The 18,610-nt window shown below is 66.3% G+C and carries 18 protein-coding genes and 1 pseudogene; 6 read left to right on the top strand and 13 right to left on the bottom strand.

Annotation, left to right across the window (positions count from 1 at the left end):
• Positions 1 to 44: 44 nt before the first annotated feature.
• On the top strand, positions 45 to 308 hold the full coding sequence (locus tag M1E10_RS20240) for a sunset domain-containing protein (RefSeq protein ID WP_499174593.1): 264 nt from the start codon (positions 45 to 47) through the stop codon (positions 306 to 308).
• Between the two features lie 22 nt (positions 309 to 330).
• On the opposite strand, the gene xdhB is transcribed toward M1E10_RS20240, so the two are convergent.
• The 5 genes from xdhB to M1E10_RS20215 form a co-directional block, all read right to left on the bottom strand.
• On the bottom strand, positions 331 to 2,670 hold the full coding sequence (gene xdhB / locus M1E10_RS20235) for a xanthine dehydrogenase molybdopterin binding subunit (RefSeq protein ID WP_499174592.1): 2,340 nt from the start codon (positions 2,668 to 2,670) through the stop codon (positions 331 to 333).
• A gap of 304 nt (positions 2,671 to 2,974) precedes the next feature.
• Complete coding sequence (xdhA, locus tag M1E10_RS20230; protein ID WP_499174591.1) at positions 2,975 to 4,447, bottom strand: xanthine dehydrogenase small subunit; 1,473 nt, start codon at positions 4,445 to 4,447, stop codon at positions 2,975 to 2,977.
• Positions 4,448 to 4,481: 34 nt separating this feature from the next.
• Positions 4,482 to 5,258, bottom strand: coding sequence for a Rossmann-fold NAD(P)-binding domain-containing protein (locus tag M1E10_RS20225; RefSeq protein ID WP_499174590.1), 777 nt, complete (start codon positions 5,256 to 5,258; stop codon positions 4,482 to 4,484).
• Positions 5,259 to 5,412: 154 nt separating this feature from the next.
• Complete coding sequence (gene phnF, locus M1E10_RS20220) at positions 5,413 to 6,198, bottom strand: GntR family transcriptional regulator (protein WP_499174589.1); 786 nt, start codon at positions 6,196 to 6,198, stop codon at positions 5,413 to 5,415.
• Positions 6,195 to 7,370: an alpha-D-ribose 1-methylphosphonate 5-triphosphate diphosphatase gene (locus M1E10_RS20215; RefSeq protein ID WP_499174588.1), complete on the bottom strand. Its 1,176-nt coding sequence runs from the start codon at positions 7,368 to 7,370 to the stop codon at positions 6,195 to 6,197. Before M1E10_RS20215 ends, phnF begins: the two co-directional genes overlap by 4 nt.
• A 110-nt stretch (positions 7,371 to 7,480) precedes the next feature.
• Here M1E10_RS20215 and M1E10_RS20210 point away from each other — a divergent pair, with 110 nt between their 5' ends.
• The 3 genes from M1E10_RS20210 (at position 7,481) to phnE (ending at position 9,968) form a co-directional block, all read left to right on the top strand.
• Positions 7,481 to 8,338, top strand: a complete 858-nt coding sequence (locus M1E10_RS20210; RefSeq protein WP_499174587.1) for a type 2 periplasmic-binding domain-containing protein — start codon at positions 7,481 to 7,483, stop codon at positions 8,336 to 8,338.
• A gap of 72 nt (positions 8,339 to 8,410) precedes the next feature.
• On the top strand, positions 8,411 to 9,181 hold the full coding sequence (locus tag M1E10_RS20205; protein ID WP_499174586.1) for a phosphonate ABC transporter ATP-binding protein: 771 nt from the start codon (positions 8,411 to 8,413) through the stop codon (positions 9,179 to 9,181).
• Entirely contained in the window at positions 9,174 to 9,968 is a 795-nt protein-coding gene (gene phnE / locus M1E10_RS20200) for a PhnE/PtxC family ABC transporter permease (protein ID WP_499174585.1), read from the top strand. Before M1E10_RS20205 ends, phnE begins: the two co-directional genes overlap by 8 nt.
• 48 nt (positions 9,969 to 10,016) lie before the next feature.
• Here the strand turns inward: phnE and M1E10_RS20195 are convergent, their stop codons facing one another.
• Positions 10,017 to 10,415, bottom strand: coding sequence for a RidA family protein (locus M1E10_RS20195; RefSeq protein ID WP_499174584.1), 399 nt, complete (start codon positions 10,413 to 10,415; stop codon positions 10,017 to 10,019).
• Positions 10,416 to 10,569: 154 nt separating this feature from the next.
• Between M1E10_RS20195 and M1E10_RS20190 the strand changes: the two genes are divergently transcribed.
• Complete coding sequence (locus tag M1E10_RS20190; protein ID WP_499174583.1) at positions 10,570 to 11,163, top strand: TetR/AcrR family transcriptional regulator; 594 nt, start codon at positions 10,570 to 10,572, stop codon at positions 11,161 to 11,163.
• A gap of 10 nt (positions 11,164 to 11,173) precedes the next feature.
• On the opposite strand, the gene M1E10_RS20185 is transcribed toward M1E10_RS20190, so the two are convergent.
• From M1E10_RS20185 to M1E10_RS20160, 6 genes and pseudogenes are all read right to left on the bottom strand, one after another.
• On the bottom strand, positions 11,174 to 11,998 hold the full coding sequence (locus M1E10_RS20185; RefSeq protein ID WP_499174582.1) for a metallophosphoesterase family protein: 825 nt from the start codon (positions 11,996 to 11,998) through the stop codon (positions 11,174 to 11,176).
• Positions 11,999 to 12,011: 13 nt separating this feature from the next.
• Complete coding sequence (locus tag M1E10_RS20180) at positions 12,012 to 12,611, bottom strand: diacylglycerol/lipid kinase family protein (RefSeq protein WP_499174581.1); 600 nt, start codon at positions 12,609 to 12,611, stop codon at positions 12,012 to 12,014.
• 27 nt (positions 12,612 to 12,638) lie between these two features.
• Positions 12,639 to 12,896 (bottom strand): annotated as a pseudogene (locus M1E10_RS20175) (diacylglycerol/lipid kinase family protein); the annotation flags it as partial.
• Between the two features lie 174 nt (positions 12,897 to 13,070).
• The gene (locus M1E10_RS20170; protein ID WP_499174580.1) at positions 13,071 to 14,081 is read right to left on the bottom strand and encodes a 2-hydroxyacid dehydrogenase; all 1,011 of its coding nucleotides are present in this window, start codon (positions 14,079 to 14,081) and stop codon (positions 13,071 to 13,073) included.
• 107 nt (positions 14,082 to 14,188) lie between these two features.
• A complete protein-coding gene (locus M1E10_RS20165) occupies positions 14,189 to 15,850 on the bottom strand; it encodes a PQQ-dependent sugar dehydrogenase (protein WP_499174579.1) in 1,662 nt (553 codons plus the stop codon).
• Positions 15,847 to 16,293, bottom strand: coding sequence for a DUF2231 domain-containing protein (locus M1E10_RS20160; RefSeq protein WP_499174578.1), 447 nt, complete (start codon positions 16,291 to 16,293; stop codon positions 15,847 to 15,849). Before M1E10_RS20160 ends, M1E10_RS20165 begins: the two co-directional genes overlap by 4 nt.
• 184 nt (positions 16,294 to 16,477) lie before the next feature.
• Between M1E10_RS20160 and glpK the strand changes: the two genes are divergently transcribed.
• Positions 16,478 to 17,971, top strand: a complete 1,494-nt coding sequence (glpK, locus tag M1E10_RS20155; protein ID WP_499174577.1) for an FGGY family carbohydrate kinase — start codon at positions 16,478 to 16,480, stop codon at positions 17,969 to 17,971.
• Between the two features lie 27 nt (positions 17,972 to 17,998).
• Here the strand turns inward: glpK and M1E10_RS20150 are convergent, their stop codons facing one another.
• Positions 17,999 to 18,610 (bottom strand): SH3 domain-containing protein, encoded by a 612-nt coding sequence (locus M1E10_RS20150; RefSeq protein WP_499174576.1) that lies wholly within the window; start codon positions 18,608 to 18,610, stop codon positions 17,999 to 18,001.

Raw genomic sequence — 18,610 nt, 5'->3', positions numbered from 1 at the left:
ACCGGAAACGCGGATGCAACATTCGGTTGCTAGCCTCGTTCTCCATGAGCCAATTTACCGTGACCGTTGTTCTGGCATCCGCAGCCGCCTTCGTTGCCGCTGGCGGCTACACGCTCTTGCCGCGCAGTCTTTACGACTCGGCCTGCGACATCAAAGGCAATGTCTCGATCAACTCCGGCGAACGCATCTATCACGTGCCGGGGCAGGAGTACTACGCGGACACCAAGATCTCGCCGCAGCACGGCGAACGCTGGTTCTGCTCCGAGGCGCACGCCCGGTCCGCCGGCTGGCGCAAGGCCCGCCGCTGAGCCTTCGCCGAACCAGGGCCTCCTATTCCACCGCCTTCATCCGCTCCACCGCCATCAGCACCCGCTCGGGGGTCGCCGGCGCGTCGAGGCGCGGGCAGACGCGGTAATCGGCGACGCTCGCCACCGCCATCGAGATCGCCTCGAGCACCGAGATCGCCAGCATGAACGGCGGCTCGCCGACCGCCTTGGAGCGGCCGATGGTGGGTTCGGCGTTCTGCGACCATTCCGCCAGCCTGACGTTGAAGATCTTCGGGCGGTCGGAGGCGAGCGGGATCTTGTAGGTGGAGGGCGCATGGGTCCTCAGCCGGCCCTTGTCGTCCCACCACAGTTCCTCGGTCGTCAGCCAGCCCATGCCCTGTACGAAGCCGCCTTCGATCTGGCCGATGTCGATGGCCGGGTTCAAGGACTTGCCGACGTCGTGGAGGATGTCGGCGCGGTCGACCATGTATTCGCCGGTCAGCGTGTCGATCGACACCTCCGACACGGCCGCACCATAGGCGTAGTAGTAGAAGGGCCTGCCGCGGCCCGCCTCGCGGTCCCAGTGGATGTCCGGCGTCTTGTAGAAGCCCGCCGCAGACAGCTGCACGCGGTCGTAAAAGGCCGCGCGCACCAGCGTGTCGAAGGGGACGATCTCGCTGCCGACCCGCACCTGGTTGGGCAGGAATTCCACCTCCTCGCGCGGCACCTCGAACTGGCGCATCGCGAAATCGATGAGCCGCTCCTTGATCTGGCGGGCGGCGTCATAGGCCGCCATGCCGTTCAGGTCGGAGCCGGAGGAGGCGGCGGTCGCGGAGGTGTTGGGCACCTTCTCCGTCGTCGTTGCGGTGATCTTCACCCGCTCGATGTCGACGTTGAAGGCATCGGCCACCACCTGCGCCACCTTGACGTAGAGCCCCTGGCCCATCTCGGTGCCGCCGTGGTTGAGGTGGATCGAGCCGTCCTGGTAGATGTGGATGAGCGCGCCCGCCTGGTTGTAGGCGGTCATGGTGAACGAGATGCCGAATTTCACCGGCGTGAGCGCGATGCCCTTGCGGATCACCGGGCTTTCCTCGTTGAAGGCCAGGATCGCCTGGCGCCGCGCCTGGTAGTCGCTGGAGGTCTCCAGCTCCTCGACGATGCGGGCGATGACGTTGTCCTCGACCTCCTGGTGATAGGGGGTGAGCGTGCGGCCGGACCCCTTCTGCCCGTAGAAGTTCAGCTTGCGGATCTCCAGCGGGTCCTTGCCTACCGCATAGGCTATCTCCTCGATCATCCGCTCGGCGCCGAGCATGCCCTGCGGCCCGCCGAAGCCGCGGAAGGCGGTGTTGGAGACGGTATGGGTCTTCAGCGGCTGCGAGGTCAGATGGACATGCGGGAAGAAGTAGCTGGAATCCGCATGGAAGAGGGCGCGGTCGGTGACCGGGCCGGAGAGATCGGCGCAGTAGCCGCAGCGGGCCGCATAGGTCGTGTCGACCGCATGAATGCGGCCGTCTTTGTCGAAGGCGACATCGTAGTCGACGCGGAAATCGTGGCGCTTGCCGGTGACGCTCATGTCCTCGTCGCGGTCGGGCCGGAACTTGACGGCGCGGCCGAGCTTCTTGGCGGCCACCGCGGCGAGTGCCGCAAACTGATTGCCCTGCGTCTCCTTGCCGCCGAAGCCGCCGCCCATGCGTCGGATGTTGACGGTGACGGCATTGTTGGCGACGCCGAGCACATGCGCCACCATGTGCTGCACCTCGCTCGGATGCTGGGTCGACGACCAGACGGTGACGTCGTCGTCCTCGCCGGGGATGGCGAGCGCAATGTGGCTTTCCAGGTAGAAATGCTCCTGGCCGCCGATCACCATGCGGCCCTGCAGCCGGTGCGGCGCTTTGTCGATCTCCGTTTCCGGCTCGCCCCGCGTCAGCGTCATCGGCTGCACCACGAGCGGCGCGCCGTTGGCGATGGCGCCGTCGATGTCCGTCCAGTGCGGCAGGTCGCGGTATTCGACCTTGGCCAGGCGCGCGGCGCGGCGGGCCTGGTCGCGGGTCTCGGCAATCACCGCAAAGATCGGCTGGCCGTGGAACTGGACCTCCTTCTCCGCCAGCAGCGGCTCGTCGTGACGGCCGGTGGCGGCGACATCGTTGAAGCCGGGAATATCGTCGGCGGTGATCACCCAGACGACGCCGGCGGCGGCTCTCACTGCATCGAGATCGAGCGAGACGATCTCCGCATGCGCCCGGTCGGCCATGCCGAGGGCCGCATGCAGCGTATCTGCCGGTTCGCGAATATCGTCGATGTATTCGGCGGTTCCGGTGACGTGCTTGTGCGCTGAATCATGGCGCAGCGAGACATGCATGGCGCCGTTGATGGTCGGTTTCTGTTCGAAGCTGGAGTTGTCCATCAGCGCGTTCCTCCGGCCGTCGCGGCCCGCCGATCTCCCCCCTTGTGGGGGAGATGCCCGGCAGGGCAGAGGGGGGTGCTTTGCACCGGGTGAAGAGAGACCCCTCCCCAACCCCTCCCCACAAGGGGGAGGGGCTTCACCAGCCTCACCGCCTCATGACGCAGGGAACGTGGAGTTCTGTTGGATCTTCCGCCGCTTGGGTGTGAGACGGCGCCACATGTCCTCTCCCCCCTTGTGGGGGAGATGGCCGGCAGGCCAGAGGGGGTCTTGTTCACGACGGCATCGTTCACCTGAACTGCCACCATCACACCTCCTCCAGCTCGAAGCGGCGCAGCTCCACCGGCGCCCCCGCCGTTTCCAGAAACACGCGGGTCAGCAGGTTCTTCGCCGTCAGCATCCGGTATTCCGCCGTCGCGCGCCAGTCGGTGAGCGGCTGGTAGTCGTCCTCGAAGAGGTCGCGGACGGCGGCGACGAGGCCCCAGCTCCAGACCTGGCCGGCCAGCGCGTCCTCCACATGGCGGGCGCGCTTGGGCGTTGCCGCCATGCCGCCGAAGGCGATGCGTGCCTCCTCGACGCGGCCCTCGGCATCGAGCACCAGATGGAAAGCGCCGCAAAGCGCCGAAATGTCTTCGTCGCGGCGCTTGGAGATCTTGTGGACGGCGAAATAGGCGTCGTCGCGCAGCCGCGGCACGAAGACCTTCTCGACGAATTCGCCGGCCATGCGATCCTGCTTGCCGTAGGCGCGGAAATAGTCCTCGAGCGGCATGGTCCGCGTGCCGCTGTGGGAGCGCAGCGTCAGCGTGGCGCCGAGCGCAATCAGCGGCGGCGGCATGTCGCCGATCGGCGATCCGTTGGCGATATTGCCGCCGATGGTGCCCATGTTGCGGACCTGTCCGCCACCCAGACGGTCGAGGAGCTTTGCCATGGGCGGCAGTTCCGCCGAGAGCGTTTCGAGCGCCTGGGCATAGGTGACGCCGGCGCCGATGGTGATGCCCCGGTCGTCGACCGTCACCGACTGCAGCTCCGGCAGGTGATTGATGAAGACCATGGTGTCGAGCAGGCGCATCTGCTTCGTGACCCAGAGGCCGACGTCGGTGGAGCCGGCAACGATCGTCGCCTTCGGCTCCTCGGCGATGATGTCGGCAAAGGCCGCCATGGAGGCCGGCACGATGGAGCGGGCGCCATCTTTGGTGACGGTGATGGTCTCCGGATGGGCGCGGATGTCCCAGAGCTTGGCGGCAATCTCGGTGCGATCGCGCTCCAGCGGGTCGAAGAGGGCGCTTGGGCGATCCCCGCCCACCTGCTCGGCGGCCTTGACGATCGGCTCGTAGCCGGTGCAGCGACAGAGGTTGCCCTGCAGCGCGCTTTCGATCTCGGCGCGCGAGGGCGCCTCGTTGGAGAGCCACAGTCCGTAGAGCGACATCACGAAGCCCGGCGTGCAGAAGCCGCATTGCGAACCGTGCTGATCGACCATGGCCTGCTGCACCGGATGCAGCGTGCCATCCTTGGCGGCCAGATGCTCCACCGTCACCACATGGGTGCCGTGCAGCGAGCCGAGGAACCGGATGCAGGCGTTGACCGTCTCGTAGCGCAGCAGGCCCTCGACCAGGCGGCCGACGAGGACGGTGCAGGCGCCGCAGTCACCCTCGGCGCAGCCTTCTTTGGTGCCGGTCAGCCGGCGCTTCAGGCGCAGGTAGTCGAGGAGCGTCTCGGTCGGGCCGAAGCCGCCGAGGGAGATCTCCTCGCCGTTGAGGATGAAGCGGATTGCGTCTGTCATGCTGTCTATTCTCTTTCGGGCCGTCCGGTCTCTGTTATTGGGCGGTCCAGCCGCCATCGATCGAAATATGCGTGCCGGTGATCTGCCGCGCCGTGTCGCTGGCGAGGAAGACGGCGGTGGCCGCGACTTCCTCGATGGAGACGAATTCCTTCGTCGCCTGCAGCCGCAGCATCACCTCGGTCTTCACCTCGTCCTCCGAAATGCCGCGTTCCCGAGCGGTATCGGGGATCTGGCGTTCGACGAGCGGCGTCAGCACGTAGCCGGGGCAGATCGCATTGACGGTAATCCCGAAACCGGCAAGTTCCAAGGCGGCTGTCTTCGTGAAGCCTAAAATACCGTGCTTGGCGGCCACATAGGCGGACTTGAAGGGCGAGGCGACGAGCGCATGGGCCGACGCCACATTGATGATGCGGCCCTTGCCCTTCGCCTTCATCAGCGGGATGGCTGTGCGGGTGGTGTGGAAGGCGCTCGTCAGGTTGATGGCGATGATGCGGTCCCACTGCTCTGTGGGGAAATCCTCGATTTTGGCGACATGCTGGATGCCGGCGTTGTTGACGAGAACGTCGACCGCGCCGAAGGTTGCCGCCGCTGTGCCTATGAGGTCTTCGATCTCCTCCGGCTTCGTCATGTCGGCGGGGTGATAGATCACCCGTCCGCCGCCCAGCACCTCCAGCTCGCGCCGCGCCGTCTCGATCGCGTCCGGCTCGCCGAAACCGTTGATCACCACATGGCAACCCTCGACCGCAAACGCCTTCGCAATGCCGAGCCCGATTCCGCTGGTGGAGCCGGTGACGACGACGGTTCTGGACATGCGTGACCTCCCAGTTTGCGGTGTTCTTGGCGCACCGCGGTGATTTGCCGAGGTTATGCGCAAATGGGAGGCGCTGGCAATCGCTCAACGGCCGGCGGCCGGCTGTCCGGTCACACCCGGTCAGGTCGCGGGTGCCCGGATGCGTCCGCGACGCTTAGAAGACGAATTCGACGGAGGTGAGCGGCCAGCAGCCGAGCGTCCATTCGATGGGGCGCGACTGGCCATCGTGATTGATCGCGTTGATCCTGAAGACCGGCGTGCCCGGCGTCAGCTTCAAGAGCTCCGCCTCGTCGGACGAGGCGAAGCCGCCGCTGACGCGCGTCTCCTGGCGATGGTACTTCTCCATCCCATGCGCCCTGTAGACATCGGTCACCGACTGGCGCTCGTTGTAGAGGGTTTCGAAGTCGGAAAAGCGCCTGCCCGGGAAGATCTTGGTGTTGACGTAGAGCGGCTGGCCGTCGGCGCTGCGGATGCGGCACAGCCGGATGATCTCCTCGCCTTCGGCAAGGTCGAGCTTCTTTGCCAGCGCAGAGGTGACGGTTTCGCGGCAGAGCACCAGCGTCTGCGTCACGATCTCCTTTCCGCGGGCATTGAAGTTTTCGAGAAACGGCCGGTCGTCGCGGACGGTGAACACGGATGGCAGGTTGCGGACGAAGATGCCGACCCCCTTGCGGGCCGTCAGATGTCCTTCGCGCTGCAGCTGCTGCAAGGCGCGCCGCAGCGTCATGCGAGTCACGCCGAGCTTTTCGGCCATGTGGGTCTCGCCGGGCAGCTGGCTGCCCGGCGCCAGGAAGTTCGATTCGATCAGGCGCAGGATATGATCGTAGATCTGCTGCCAGATCGGCATGTCGCTGCGCGGCCGGAAGACCACGTCCGCGAAGCCGGCCAGCAGGTCCTCGCCCTTGTCCGGGCTGGACGCCGTGCTTGTCTCGGTCGTCATGCCCGGCCTCCCGCGGTTGCCCGGGACGCGGCCGCCAGGCCGAAGCCTCCCGCAGAATAGACCATCCGGCCCTCGACCATGGTCGCGATCACCTGCGGATGCGCAGGATCGCCGGCATCGACGAGGATCAGGTCTGCGCGCCGGCCTGGCTCCAGTACGCCTCTGTCGGCCAGTCCGGCGGCCTTGGCGGCATTGCTCGAGACCAGCGCCCAGGTCTTCGCCAGATCCGAAAGATCCGGCGCCGCCAGCTTGAAGGCGGCGTGCAGCGGCGACGGGTAATGGTAGTCACTGGTGAGCACGGTGCAGAGGCCCGCGCGAACCGCCTGCGTGGCATCGACGGCACCGTTATGGCTGCCACCCCGTACGACGTTCGGTGCGCCCAGGACGATTTCCTCGCCGGCCGCGCGCGCTGCCTGCGCAGTCTCGGCATTAAGCGGGAATTCCGACGTCACGGCGCCGAGTTCTCGAAACCTTTCGCGCTCTTCGGGCGAGGCCTCGTCGTGGGCGAGCAGTACGTTGCCGAAGGATCCAGCCGCCGCGGCCAGTTCCCGGATGGCGGCGGACACGTCGTCGCGCCGGGCCCAGGCGCTGTCGAGGAGCTTCCTGTAGGCCGTCTCGGTCAGCCCGGATCTGGACGCCATCTGGCCGATCTTGCGGGCGATGGTGCCCTTCATCACCGTGCCTGTCGTGTGGTCGTTGAGCGCCACGATCGGCTTCGGGTCGAGCGACAGCCACTCCATCACCATTGGCAGCTGGTCGAGCGCAAAGATTTCCCAGCGCAGGTGCAGACGGGTGTCGCAGTGGAGGCTCGCACGGATGCGCATCAGCGTCGAGATCAGGTCATGCGCGGCATCCACCGACCGCAGGCCCGGCTCCCAGGAGATCGTCACGCCGTGAAAGGCGGTGGTGATGCCGTTGGCGACGAGCTGGCGGTCCGTGTCGCGAAGGGCAAGCGCGGTGTCGAACCGGACACCCGGGCGGGGCATGATCTGCCGCTCGAAACCGTCGCCGTGAATGTCGACGATGCCGGGAAGAACGAGAAGTCCGTCTGCGTCGATCATCTGCACGTCCGTGGCGCGGCTCGCGGCGATCTGCCCGTCTGCGACGTGTACCTCGGCGAGGGCCAGCTGGTTTCCGGCAAGCACGCGCCCGCCCTTGATCGTCCAATTCATAAGCATTCCTTGCGGTGGTTCATGCGGCGTGAGGTGTCATCCGGGCGTCATCTGCTGTCTATACAGGTAGCGCGTCGCAGCCATCCTGTCTACACAGCAGAGGGAAAATCATGATCCGCAAACTCGCAGCCGCCGTCGCGCTCTCGCTTGCCACCGCCATGCCGGTGCTCGCCGAACCCGTCAAATTCGCCGTCACGGATATCGAGGGCCTGGAAGCCCTGCAGCAGGAGTTCGGCGCCTTCGAACTCGCGCTGGAAGAGGCCACCGGCCTTGAGATCGAGCTCTATCCGGTCGCCTCCCGCACCACCGCCGTCGAGGCGCTGAATTCGCAGCAGGTCGACCTGGTTCTGACCGGTCCGGCTGAATACGTGGTGATGAAGGAGCTCAGCCAGCCGAAGATCGTCGTCGCCTGGCAGCGCCCGGACTACTTCGCCCAGATCGCCGTCCTCGCCGATGGCCCGATCCGCACGCTCGAAGACCTGAAGGGCCAGAAGATCGCCTTCGGGGCGGCTGGCTCCACCTCGCAGCATCTCGGCCCGGCCCAGGCACTTGCCGATTTCGGCCTGGCATACGGCACGGACTACGAGCCGGTGATCATCAACCGCAACATCGCCGCCGAAGCGCTCATCCGTGGCGACATCGCCGCCATCGGCCTCAACTTCGGCCATCTCGCCTCGGTGCGCGAAGCCTTCCCGGACAAGGCCTTCGCGGTCGTCGCGCGGGGTCGTGACCTGCCGAACGATATCCTTGTCGCGCGCAAGGACATCTCCGACGAGGTCTTCAACGCCATTCGCGGCGCCTTCGTCGAAAAGGGCAATGAACTGATGCTGTCCGTGCTCACGGGCGATGACAATCAGAAGTTCAAGGGCGGGTTCTTCCTGACCGATGTGAAGGACAGCGACTACGACTACGTCCGCTCGATGTACCGCACGATCGGCGTCGACACCTTTACCAACTTCGTCAACTGAACCGCAGCGTTCTGATCAGGCGACCTGAGGCAGCCGGACCATCCGGCTGCCTTCATGCAATAAGAGGGACATATGGCAGGCAAGACAGAGATCATGGGCGAGATCATTCGCGCACGGGGCCTGACGAAGAGATATGCCAACGGGAAGATAGTCTTTTCCGGAGTCGGGCTGGATGTTTCGGCGGCGCAACGGATCGCCCTGGTCGGCTCGAACGGCGCCGGCAAATCGACGCTGCTCAAATGCCTGATCGGGCTTCTGCCGCTCAACGGCGGCGAGGTCAGCACGCTGGGCGAGAACATCGGCGTTTCGCCATCGCCGCGCCAGCTGCTGCGGCTGCGGCGGCGCATCGGGGTCGTCTTCCAACATCACGGCCTGGTCGCCCGCCAGTCGGTGCTGAGCAATGTCGTGCACGGCAAGCTCGGTCTTGCCGGCGGCTGGCGTGCCTGGCATCAGTCGATCGCGCGCCAGGATTGGCGCGAAGACGCTCAGGAGGCGCTCCGCCAGGTCGGTCTCTCCGAGAAGGGGGCGGCGCGCGCCGACGAACTCTCGGGCGGGCAGGCGCAGCGCGTCGCAATCGCGCGCGCGCTGATCCGCAAGCCGCAGCTCCTGATCGCCGACGAGCCGGCGGCAAGCCTGGACCCGGCTTCCGGCCGCGACGTGATGGCGCTGTTCTCGCAGCTCGCCCATGAGAGCGGCATCACTCTGATCTGCACGACACACGACATGGACCATGCCCTGGAGTTTTCCGACCGCATCATCGCGCTGAAGGCGGGCTCCATCTTCTTCGATCTGCCCACCCGCGACGTGACGCGCCGCCATCTGCAAGAGGTCTTCCATGCATAGGGCCATGCTTCCGTCGCGCATGCCGCGGATCTCGCCGGTGACCTTCGCGCTTCTCGTCGGTGCGGGCGCGCTGCTCATCGTTTCCATGCAGCAGGTGGCGCCGTCGCCGGCGCAGCTGGCTCATGGCGCGCCGCGCATGGCCGAGCTCGTCGGCCGCATGATGCCGCCCAATCTCGAAAGCGCGTTCCTGCAGCGCGTCTTCTGGCGCATGATCGAGACGTTCCAGATCGCCGCCGTCGGCACCGCCATCGGCGTGGTGGTCAGCCTTCCGATCGCCTGGCTGTCGGCCAAAGGCATCTCTCCGGCAGGCCTCTTCCGGCATGTCTTCAAGGTCCTGGTGTCGCTGTTTCGCACCGTGCCGGATCTGGTCTGGGCGCTGATCTTCGTCGCGTCCGTCGGCCTCGGTGCCGTCGCCGGGACGATGACCATCGTCGTCGACACCATCGGCTTCTGCGGCCGCTTCTTCGCCGAGGCCATGGAGGATGCCGACAAGAAGCCGCAGGAGGCGCTTTCCGCCATCGGCGCGAGCCGCTTCGAGGTGCTCTGTGCCGCGGTCTTGCCGGACACCATGCCGTCGCTGATCAACACAACGCTGTTTGCACTGGAAAAGTCGGTCCGCTCGTCGGTGGTGCTCGGGCTTGTCGGCGCAGGCGGCATCGGGCAGGAGCTGAAGGTCGCCTTCGATCTTTTCCAGTATCGGAACGCGTCCACCATCATCCTGGTCATCTTCATCATCGTGCTGGCCATGGAGTTCGTGACGGACCGTTTGCGCACCCGGGTGCAGTAGAGATGCCGAGCGCGGCTGCGATCACCCAAGGATGATCGCAGCCGGATGCTAGCTGCCCTGCGGAATGCGGGCGACGACCTTGATCTCGAAGTCGAAGCCGGCCAGCCAGTTGACGCCGACGGCCGTCCAGCTGGGATAGGGTGCGGCCGGAAACGCGCGATCCTTGACGGCAAGGACGGTCTCCAACTGGTTCTCAGGGTCTGTGTGGAACGTCTGCACGTCGATGATGTCGTCGAAGCTGCCGCCTGCGGCCTCCAGGACTGCCGCAAGATTGGCGAAGGCGCGCTCGACCTGCGCCTCGAACTCCGGTTCCGCCGTCCCGTCCTCGCGGCTGCCGACCTGGCCGGAGACGAAAAGCAGGTCGCCGGAGCGGACGGCGGCGGAATAGCGGTGCTTCTCGTAAAGTGCGTGCCTGCCGGTTGGAAAGATTGCTTGGCGCTGGGTCATTCCCGGCTCCTTTCATGATTGTTGCTGGGAAACCGACAGGAGCGCCAGGCCTTCACACCTGTCGCTCAAGTTGATATACGGTTCGTATGTAATTTATGTCATACGCGGCGTATGTCAATTCAAATACGTCATGTATGTGAAAATCGGGAAGACCATGGCCACGAAGCGTGCGCAGACGATGGAGGAAAACCGGACACGGCTGATCGCCGCTGCCCGCAAGGCCTTTGCCGAACAGGGCTATGCGTCCGCCTCGATGGATGAGCTGACCGCAAACGCCGGCCTGACGCGGGGCGCGCTCTACCACAACTTCGGCGACAAGCGCGGGCTCCTGGCCGCCGTCGTCAACCAGATCGACGCGGAAATGGCGACGCGGGCGCAGGAGATCGGCGCTAAGGCCGGCGATGGCTGGCAGGCGCTGCTGGCGGAAGGGGCGGCCTATATCGAGATGGCGCTGGAGCCGGAGGTGCAGCGCATCGTCCTCCTCGACGGTCCCGCCGTGCTCGGCGATCCGTCGCGCTGGGAAAGCCAGAACAGCTGCCTGGAGGTGACGCGGCAGACGCTGGAGCGGCTGATGGCAGAGGGGGTGGTAAAGCCCGTGGATCCGGAGGCGGCAGCGAGGTTGATCAACGGCGCGGCGCTCAACGCGGCGCTCTGGGTCGCGGCGTCCGATGAACCCCGCGATGTGCTGGCAAAGGCCATCGATGCCTTCCGGGCCCTGGCGACGGGCCTTCTTGCAAAACCGGTCTGATACGGCCTGCTCACCGTCCCGGTATCGGCCCGGCCGCATGGGTTCGGCTCGTCCAGTGCTTGCCCTGCCATTCGCGCACCGTCACCGCAATCCGGCCCTCGGCGATGTCGACGAGGTTGTAGGCATTGGCGTGGTCGCGCAGGCGGGTGGAGATGGCGGAGGCGGCCTGCAGGACCATGATCGGGGCGGCGGCTGCTTGCAGCGGCCCTTCTGTCTCGCCGGTCACGATATGATGCTCGCGCACATATGACATGTGGAAGTGTCCGGAGAGGACGAGCCGGACGCCGAGCCTTGCAAAGCAGGCTAGCGCCTCGTCGGCGCGCCTGACCAGCCGCATCGGACGGGCCATCGCCACATCCGGCTGGAGGAGGGGATGGTGGGCGACGACGATCCGCAGGCTCTCCGGCGGGCTTATCGAAAACCGGGCCTCCAGGGCCTCGAGCTGGCCCGTATCGATCGCTCCGTGCGCCCAGTTGAGGCCGAGCCGGAACCGGCGCGACGTCTTCAACCCGGCGATGGCGACGCCCTGGGCTTCCAGGAAGGGTTCCAGCTCGTCGGCGATATGCCGGCGGTAGTGACGATAGGGATCGGCAAATCGCAGAAGCAGATTGCGGGCCGGCACGTCGTGGTTGCCCGGCACCGCAAAGACCGGCGCCGGAAGTGCGTCCAGGAAGGCGCGCGCCGCCTCGAATTCGGCGCGCGATCCCACTTGGGTGAAGTCGCCGCTGACGACGATCAGGTCCGGCGCATTCATCCGGATGTCGGCGAGAAGGCTGTCGGCAAGGTCGGCGTTGTGATGGCCGAAATGCAGGTCGGAGAGATGGATCAGCCGCATGGACCTGACCTCCTCATGCTGTTTCCGATGCGGGATCGACCGCCGGCGCCATGACGCGGAGCGCCCGGGGGCGGATGGAAAAGGCAAGCGGCATGGCCATGCGCTCCACCTCGCCGTCGATCATCACCTCGACCTCGCGGCGCTTCGTGCGGATCACGGCCTCCGTGACGTCCTCGATCACCAGGGCATCATCGTGCCGCCAGCGTCCGATCAGCATCTCGAGGGCCAGCCGGACGAGACCTACGAGGCTGAGGCGTTTCAGGAGGTAGAGCGTCAGCGTGCCGCGGTCGAGCCTGGCGCGCGAGAAGAAGCGGCCGACGCCTTCGTCATAGGCATTGTTGGCGATCGCCACCGAATGAACGCGCTCGATCCGCTTGCCCGCCCGTTTGTCCGCCCGGGTGTCCGACTGCGGCAGGTCGATCTCGACGGCCATGCGCCGGGCCCGGCCGATGCGGCGGATCGACCGGCGCGCGAAATGCAGCTTGCCGACAAGCGAGCGGTCACCGCGCATCTCCTCGCGGACGACGGCGATGCCGGGGAAGGTGCCGATCACCGCCTTGTGCAGGAAGACCCTGCCGTTCACCTCGCCGACATCGATGCGATGGGGCTGCATCCCGGACAGGGCGCCGATCGCCGCATCGACGTCGAGCGGGATGCGCAGGTCGCGGGCCAGCAGATTGGCCGTGCCGAAGGGCAGGAGTGCTAAGCTCTTGTCGCTGTCGATCAGCGCGCTGGCGATGGCGGTCGCGGTGCCGTCGCCGCCGGCCGCGACGATGACGCCGGCGGTGCTGGCGAGCGCCGTTTCGATCCGCTGCTCCAGCGGCCGGTCGTCATCCGCGTCGAGGTCGAAGTCGAGGCCCGCCGCGCGGAATTTTTCGGAGAGGACATCGGCCGTGATGCCGAGCGTCGCGGCGGTGCCGGCGCGCGAGTTGAAGATGATGTAGAACCTCAGGAGCGCAATCCATCTCTACGAGAACCCACGGAAAATCCGACGGGCAGATGGCTCCTTCTAGGCGTCGGGTGTGAAACGCCTGCGACAGGATCGCTTTCGCTCGGGAAGAAACAGGGCCTGTCAGCCCTTGCCGGCGAGAAAATCGACGGTCACGGCGTGCAGCGGCGTCCCGGTATCCCGGAAAGCCGCGATGTTGCCGATCGTGGTGTCGGCGATCGCCTCCAGCGCTTCATGGGTGAAGAAGGCCTGGTGGCCGGTGATCAGCACGTTGGGGAAGGTCAGCAGGCGGGCGAAGACGTCGTCGCGCAGCACCTCGTTGGAGAGGTCCTCGAAGAAGAGGTCGGCCTCCTCCTCGTAGACGTCGAGGCCGAGGCTGCCGATCGTGCCGTCCTTCAAGCCCGAGATCGCCGCATGGGCATCGATCACGGCGCCGCGGCTGGTGTTGATCAGCATGACGCCCGGTTTGAGGAGCGGAAGGGTGTCGGTACGGATCATGTGATAGGTGTCGGGCGTCAGCGGGCAGTTGAGGCTGAGGATGTCGGATTCCCGAAAGATATCCTCGCGGTCGACATAGGTCATGCCGAGCGCCAGGCAATCCGGGTTCTGCTGCAGGTCGTGGCCGAGCAGACGGCAGCCGAAGCCTGAGGCGATGCGGGCCAGCACCGCGCCGATCTTGCCGGTGCCAACGATGCCGAAGGTCTTGCCGTGGAGGTCGAAACCGAGCAGCCCGTCGAGCGCGAAATTGCCTTCGCGGACGCGGTTGTAGGCGCGGTGGATCTTGCGGTTCAGCCCCAGGATGATCGCCATCGTGTGTTCGGCGACCGCATGCGGCGAATAGGCGGGTACACGGGCGACCGTAATGCCCAGTGCCTCGGCTGCGACAAGGTCGACATTGTTGAAGCCGGCGCTGCGCAGGGCGATCAGCTTCACGCCATATTCCGCCAGCCGTTCGAGAACCGGCCCGGAAAGGTTGTCGTTGACGAAGGCGCAGATCGCCGGCGAGCCTTCGGCAAGTGCTACGGTTTCCAGCGACAGTCGCGCCTCGCAATACTGGAGGTCGAGACCGGCTTTGGCGCCGCGGTCCAGGAAGTGGCGGTCATAGGGCTTGGTGCTGAAGATGGTAACCCGCATGGCTGTCTCTCCGCGTGTGCCGCTCCAGGAGCTGCGGGGACGATGCCACGCCTGACGTAACGCGTCCAGATTGCCGGCGCCCGCAAGGGGCGCCGGCTCTCGTCTGGTCAGTCGGCAACGGCTGGGGCGGCGTCCTCGACCGCTGCCGGAGGCTGGACGGCCGGGGCGATCTGCGGCTGGGCCGGCTGCGTCACCGTCCCGGGGGTGCCGGCGGCCGGAGCCGGTGTGACAACGCCGGGAGGCGTGTCACCGGTCGGTGCGGCACCCGTCGGGGCCGGCGCAACCCGGCCGGTGGTGCCGCCGGTTGCGCCCGGGGCCGCATTCGGGGCGGGCTGTCCGGCCGGCGGTGTCACGGCCGTGCCTATCGCGGGTGCGGTGGCTGCCGCTGCCGTCGGGGAGGCGTCCGTGGCGATCGGCTCGGGGATGACCGTGCCGTCGGCCGGTGCAATGCGCCAGACGGTATTGCCGGCGTCGTCGGCGAGCAGCAGTGCGCCGGTGCCATCGATGCCGACGCCGACCGGACGGCCGCGGGCATTGTCACCATCGAGGAAGCCGGTCACCACGTCGACCGGCTGCCCGTTCGGCATGCCGTTCTCGAAGGGGATGTAGACCACCTTGTAACCGTTGAACTGGGTGCGGTTCCAGCTGCCGCGGTGACCGACGAAGGCGCCAGCGCCGTAGGCCTCGGGCATGGCCGAGTTCATGGAGAACGTCATGCCGAGGGCTGCCACATGGCTGGAGAGCGCATAGTCGGGCGCAATCGCCTGCTCCACCAGATCCGGCCGCGGCGGATGGACCCGTTCGTCCACATGCTGGCCATAGTAGCTATAGGGCCAGCCGTAGAAGGCGTTTTCCTTCACCGATGTCATGTAGTCCGGCACCAGGTTGGGCCCGAGTTCGTCACGTTCGTTGACGACGGTCCAGAGCACCCCGGTCTCCGGGTGGAAGGTCAGGCCGTTCGGATTGCGCAGACCCGAGGCAAAGACGCGGGCGGCACCCGTCTGGCGGTCCACCTGCCAGATCGCGGCACGACCCTTCTCGGCTTCCATGCCGCGTTCGGCCGCGTTGGAGTTCGAGCCGACCGAGGCATAGAGGAACCGACCGTCGGGGCTCAGCGCCAGGTCCTTCGTCCAGTGGTGGTTGATCGGGCCGCCAGGCAGCGGCGTCAGCACGCGTGGCGTGTCGGTGATCTGGTTCTGGCCGAGGGTATAGGGGTAGGCGAGGATGGCATCCGCCGCCGCCACATAGAGGGTATTGTCGGCAAAGGCCACGCCGAAGGGCGAGTGGATGCCGGTCAAGAGGTCGTGGCGTTCGTCCACGGTGCCGTCGCGATCTGTGTCGCGCAGGAGCGTGATGAGATTGCTCTCCTTCGGCGGGCCGCCGCTTGGCTTGCCCGAGGCGAACGCCATGATCCAGTCGCGGATGAGGTCCTTCGGCCGTTCGGTCGGCTTGCCGCTCGGCGCTTTCCCCTGCACGACGAGCACGTCGCCGTTCGGCAGCGTGTGGACGGTGCGCGGGTTGGCGAGATCATTCGCATAGGCGGTGACGGTAAGGCCCTCGGCGACCGTTGGGGTTTCGCCCTCCTGCCATCCGATAACTTCGGCAACCTTCAGGTCGGGCAGCAACTGGCTTTGCGGTTCAGGCAGCACGGGGTCCGGGCCGATCTGCTGGGAGATGTCGAAGCTGGAATTCTCCTCGCTGCAGCCGGCCAGTGCCAGGACGGCAACGGCGGTCGAGGCCAGCGCAAGGGTACGGAAAGGGCGGTTCATCGTTCAACACTCCAGATTACGCGGGACCGGTTGCGGGCAGCGAGCAGGATGGTGACCAGGATCAAGGCAACCGTCAGGGCCGAGACGATAAGGCCGTTCGGAACCACGGCCGGCCAGCCGTCGCCGGCATGGATCAGGCTGTTGAGAAGGGCGAGTGCCAGCACGATGATGTAGGCGATTGCCGCGGCCCAGCCGGGACCGACCATCCGTGTCGACCGGCGCAGCATATCGAACAGGCCGGCGATCAGGCCAAGCGCTCCGCCAACGAGACCTGCAAAGAGCAGCCAGGAAGAGAAGTTCTGCCACATCAGGAAGGAGGTCTGCCAGTAGAGGATGTCGGTGAAAAGCGTCAGCGTGAAGCAGACGAACGGGAAGGGGACGAAGAGCGAGCTTAGTGCAAAGCCCGCCCTCCCGGACGTCGTTGTCGAGTAGGTCGTTGTCATGGTGGCGCCTCAGGTTGCAGAGGATGGGATGATGCCACTACGGCTGACGGCGCCTTTTGTTCCGAGACCGGCAGCCGCAAGATCCGTTTTGCAGGCAGCGGCATTTGTCAGCCCCCGTTGACACGTCTTTGTCGCATCTGCTCAAACCCTTGGCACGAATGGCATGAGGCGGGGGAGGACCGAAATGGCTGGTTATGTGTTGGCGATCGACCAGGGGACGACGTCGAGCCGGGCGATCGTCTTTGACGAGAGCATGAAGATCGCGGGCGTCGGGCAGAAGGAGTTCACCCAGATCTTCCCGAAGTCTGGATGGGTGGAGCACGATCCGGAGGAGATCTGGGGCTCTGTGGTGCTGACCATCCGTCAGGCGATCCGAAAGGCCGGCATCCGCGCCGCCGACGTCGCGGCAATCGGCATCACCAACCAGCGCGAGACCGTGGTGGTCTGGGAGAAGGAGACCGGCCAGGCGATCCACAACGCCATCGTCTGGCAGGACCGGCGCACCGCAGGTCTCTGCGAGGAGATGAAGGCCGACGGGCTTGAAGAGGTCTTCACGGCAAGGACCGGGTTGCTGCTCGACCCCTATTTTTCCGGAACCAAGCTGTCCTGGCTGCTCTCCAACGTGGAAGGCGCGAGGGCACGCGCCGCCAATGGCGAACTCTGCTTCGGCACGATCGACACCTACCTGATCTGGCGGCTGACGGGCGGCAAGCGTTTCGTCACCGACGCCACCAATGCCTCGCGCACGCTTCTCTACAACATCGCCGAAAACCGCTGGGACGAGGAACTGCTGCGGATCCTCGACATTCCGGAAGCGATGCTGCCGGAGGTGAAGGATTGCGCCGACGACTTCGGCGTGACCGAGCCTCGCCTGTTCGGCGCGGCCATCCCGATCCTCGGCGTTGCCGGCGACCAGCAGGCGGCGACGATCGGCCAGGCCTGTTTCGAACCCGGCATGATCAAGTCCACCTATGGGACCGGCTGCTTTGCCGTCCTCAACACCGGTGCCGAGATCGTGCCGTCGCAGAACCGGCTCTTGACGACGATCGCCTACCGGCTGAACGGCCGGACCACCTATGCGCTGGAAGGCTCGATCTTCATCGCCGGCGCTGCCGTCCAGTGGCTGCGGGACGGACTGGGGATCATCCGCAAGGCCGAGCAGACCGGCGCGCTGGCCGAAAGCGCCGATCCTGAGCAGAACGTCTATCTGGTGCCGGCATTTACAGGACTGGGCGCACCGCATTGGGACGCCGAGGCACGCGGCGCGATCTTCGGGCTGACCCGCAACACAGGTCCGGCGGAGCTTTCGCGCGCCGCACTCGAGGCGGTCTGCTACCAGACGCGCGACCTGCTGGACGCCATGCACAAGGACTGGAAAAAGGCGGGCAGCGAGACCGTGCTGCGCGTCGACGGCGGCATGGTCGCGTCCGACTGGACGATGCAGCGGCTGTCTGACCTCCTCGACGCGCCGGTCGACAGGCCCACCATCCTGGAGACCACCGCACTCGGGGCGGCCTGGCTTGCCGGCTCGCAGGCAGGCGTATGGCCGGATCAGGCGGAGTTCGCGCGCCGCTGGGCGCGCGAGCGACGGTTCGAGCCGCAGATGGAGGAAACGGTGCGGGCCGCCAAGATCGAGGGCTGGAACAATGCGGTCCGGAGGACCTTGGGTGGCCTCTGACCCACCCGGTTCCGACCGGCGCTCGGCCTATTCGAAGCGTTCGCCGGGATAGACGCCCCAGAGCGAGCCCTGATCGACGAAACCCTCGACGCCCGCGCTTCTGAGCACGACGGCGCACCAGGAGCCGTCGCAGGACCGCACGGCCATCATCACCTTCGGCTCCAGCCGGGCGGTGATCCTGGCGTTGTCGGAGGGACGGCCGCGCAAAGCCACCGGTTCCTTCAGCCAGGGCCCCACCAGTGCCGAGCGCTCGCCCGACAGCAGCGCGCCGGACATCCAGCCGCTGACGCCGTCGTGGTCGCGCACGCGCCGCCAATTGCCGTATTCCTCGGTGATCTCCAAAGGCGTGCCGGGTTGGGTGTAGAGCCATTTCGTCGGATAGTCCGTCGACGGCCCGACGCGCATGCGCGCCTGCCGCGCCTTCAGGGACACGTAACGTGGCACGGAAAACCCGGTCTCGCGGCCCTTCTTGAAGCCTGTCATCGGTGACGGCTGTGCCTGCGCGATCGTGGCTGACGGAAGGTGCAGGACGTGCCCAAGGGCAAGAGCGGCTGCGCCCAGCGCTGCAATCCGGCAGGCCCGCAGGCCCGCCCTCATCCAGACCGGCCGACGGCCAGGCTGCTGCTGACAGAGGTGCAT

The organism is Rhizobium sp. PK7-22, from assembly GCF_056530405.1.
The sequence above is the reverse complement of the archived record's forward strand: the minus strand, read 5'-3'. Positions and strand labels throughout refer to the sequence as shown.

What these genes read in the sequence shown, in the direction of transcription:
- M1E10_RS20240 (WP_499174593.1), top strand. Translation starts at nt 45, where the DNA reads ATGAGCCAATTTACCGTGACCGTTGTTCTGGCATCCGCAGCCGCCTTC.
- xdhB (WP_499174592.1), bottom strand. Translation starts at nt 2,670, where the DNA reads ATGGACAACTCCAGCTTCGAACAGAAACCGACCATCAACGGCGCCATG.
- xdhA (WP_499174591.1), bottom strand. Translation starts at nt 4,447, where the DNA reads ATGACAGACGCAATCCGCTTCATCCTCAACGGCGAGGAGATCTCCCTC.
- M1E10_RS20225 (WP_499174590.1), bottom strand. Translation starts at nt 5,258, where the DNA reads ATGTCCAGAACCGTCGTCGTCACCGGCTCCACCAGCGGAATCGGGCTC.
- phnF (WP_499174589.1), bottom strand. Translation starts at nt 6,198, where the DNA reads ATGACGACCGAGACAAGCACGGCGTCCAGCCCGGACAAGGGCGAGGAC.
- M1E10_RS20215 (WP_499174588.1), bottom strand. Translation starts at nt 7,370, where the DNA reads ATGAATTGGACGATCAAGGGCGGGCGCGTGCTTGCCGGAAACCAGCTG.
- M1E10_RS20210 (WP_499174587.1), top strand. Translation starts at nt 7,481, where the DNA reads ATGATCCGCAAACTCGCAGCCGCCGTCGCGCTCTCGCTTGCCACCGCC.
- M1E10_RS20205 (WP_499174586.1), top strand. Translation starts at nt 8,411, where the DNA reads ATGGCAGGCAAGACAGAGATCATGGGCGAGATCATTCGCGCACGGGGC.
- phnE (WP_499174585.1), top strand. Translation starts at nt 9,174, where the DNA reads ATGCATAGGGCCATGCTTCCGTCGCGCATGCCGCGGATCTCGCCGGTG.
- M1E10_RS20195 (WP_499174584.1), bottom strand. Translation starts at nt 10,415, where the DNA reads ATGACCCAGCGCCAAGCAATCTTTCCAACCGGCAGGCACGCACTTTAC.
- M1E10_RS20190 (WP_499174583.1), top strand. Translation starts at nt 10,570, where the DNA reads ATGGCCACGAAGCGTGCGCAGACGATGGAGGAAAACCGGACACGGCTG.
- M1E10_RS20185 (WP_499174582.1), bottom strand. Translation starts at nt 11,998, where the DNA reads ATGCGGCTGATCCATCTCTCCGACCTGCATTTCGGCCATCACAACGCC.
- M1E10_RS20180 (WP_499174581.1), bottom strand. Translation starts at nt 12,611, where the DNA reads ATGCAGCCCCATCGCATCGATGTCGGCGAGGTGAACGGCAGGGTCTTC.
- M1E10_RS20170 (WP_499174580.1), bottom strand. Translation starts at nt 14,081, where the DNA reads ATGCGGGTTACCATCTTCAGCACCAAGCCCTATGACCGCCACTTCCTG.
- M1E10_RS20165 (WP_499174579.1), bottom strand. Translation starts at nt 15,850, where the DNA reads ATGAACCGCCCTTTCCGTACCCTTGCGCTGGCCTCGACCGCCGTTGCC.
- M1E10_RS20160 (WP_499174578.1), bottom strand. Translation starts at nt 16,293, where the DNA reads ATGACAACGACCTACTCGACAACGACGTCCGGGAGGGCGGGCTTTGCA.
- glpK (WP_499174577.1), top strand. Translation starts at nt 16,478, where the DNA reads ATGGCTGGTTATGTGTTGGCGATCGACCAGGGGACGACGTCGAGCCGG.
- M1E10_RS20150 (WP_499174576.1), bottom strand. Translation starts at nt 18,610, where the DNA reads ATGCACCTCTGTCAGCAGCAGCCTGGCCGTCGGCCGGTCTGGATGAGG.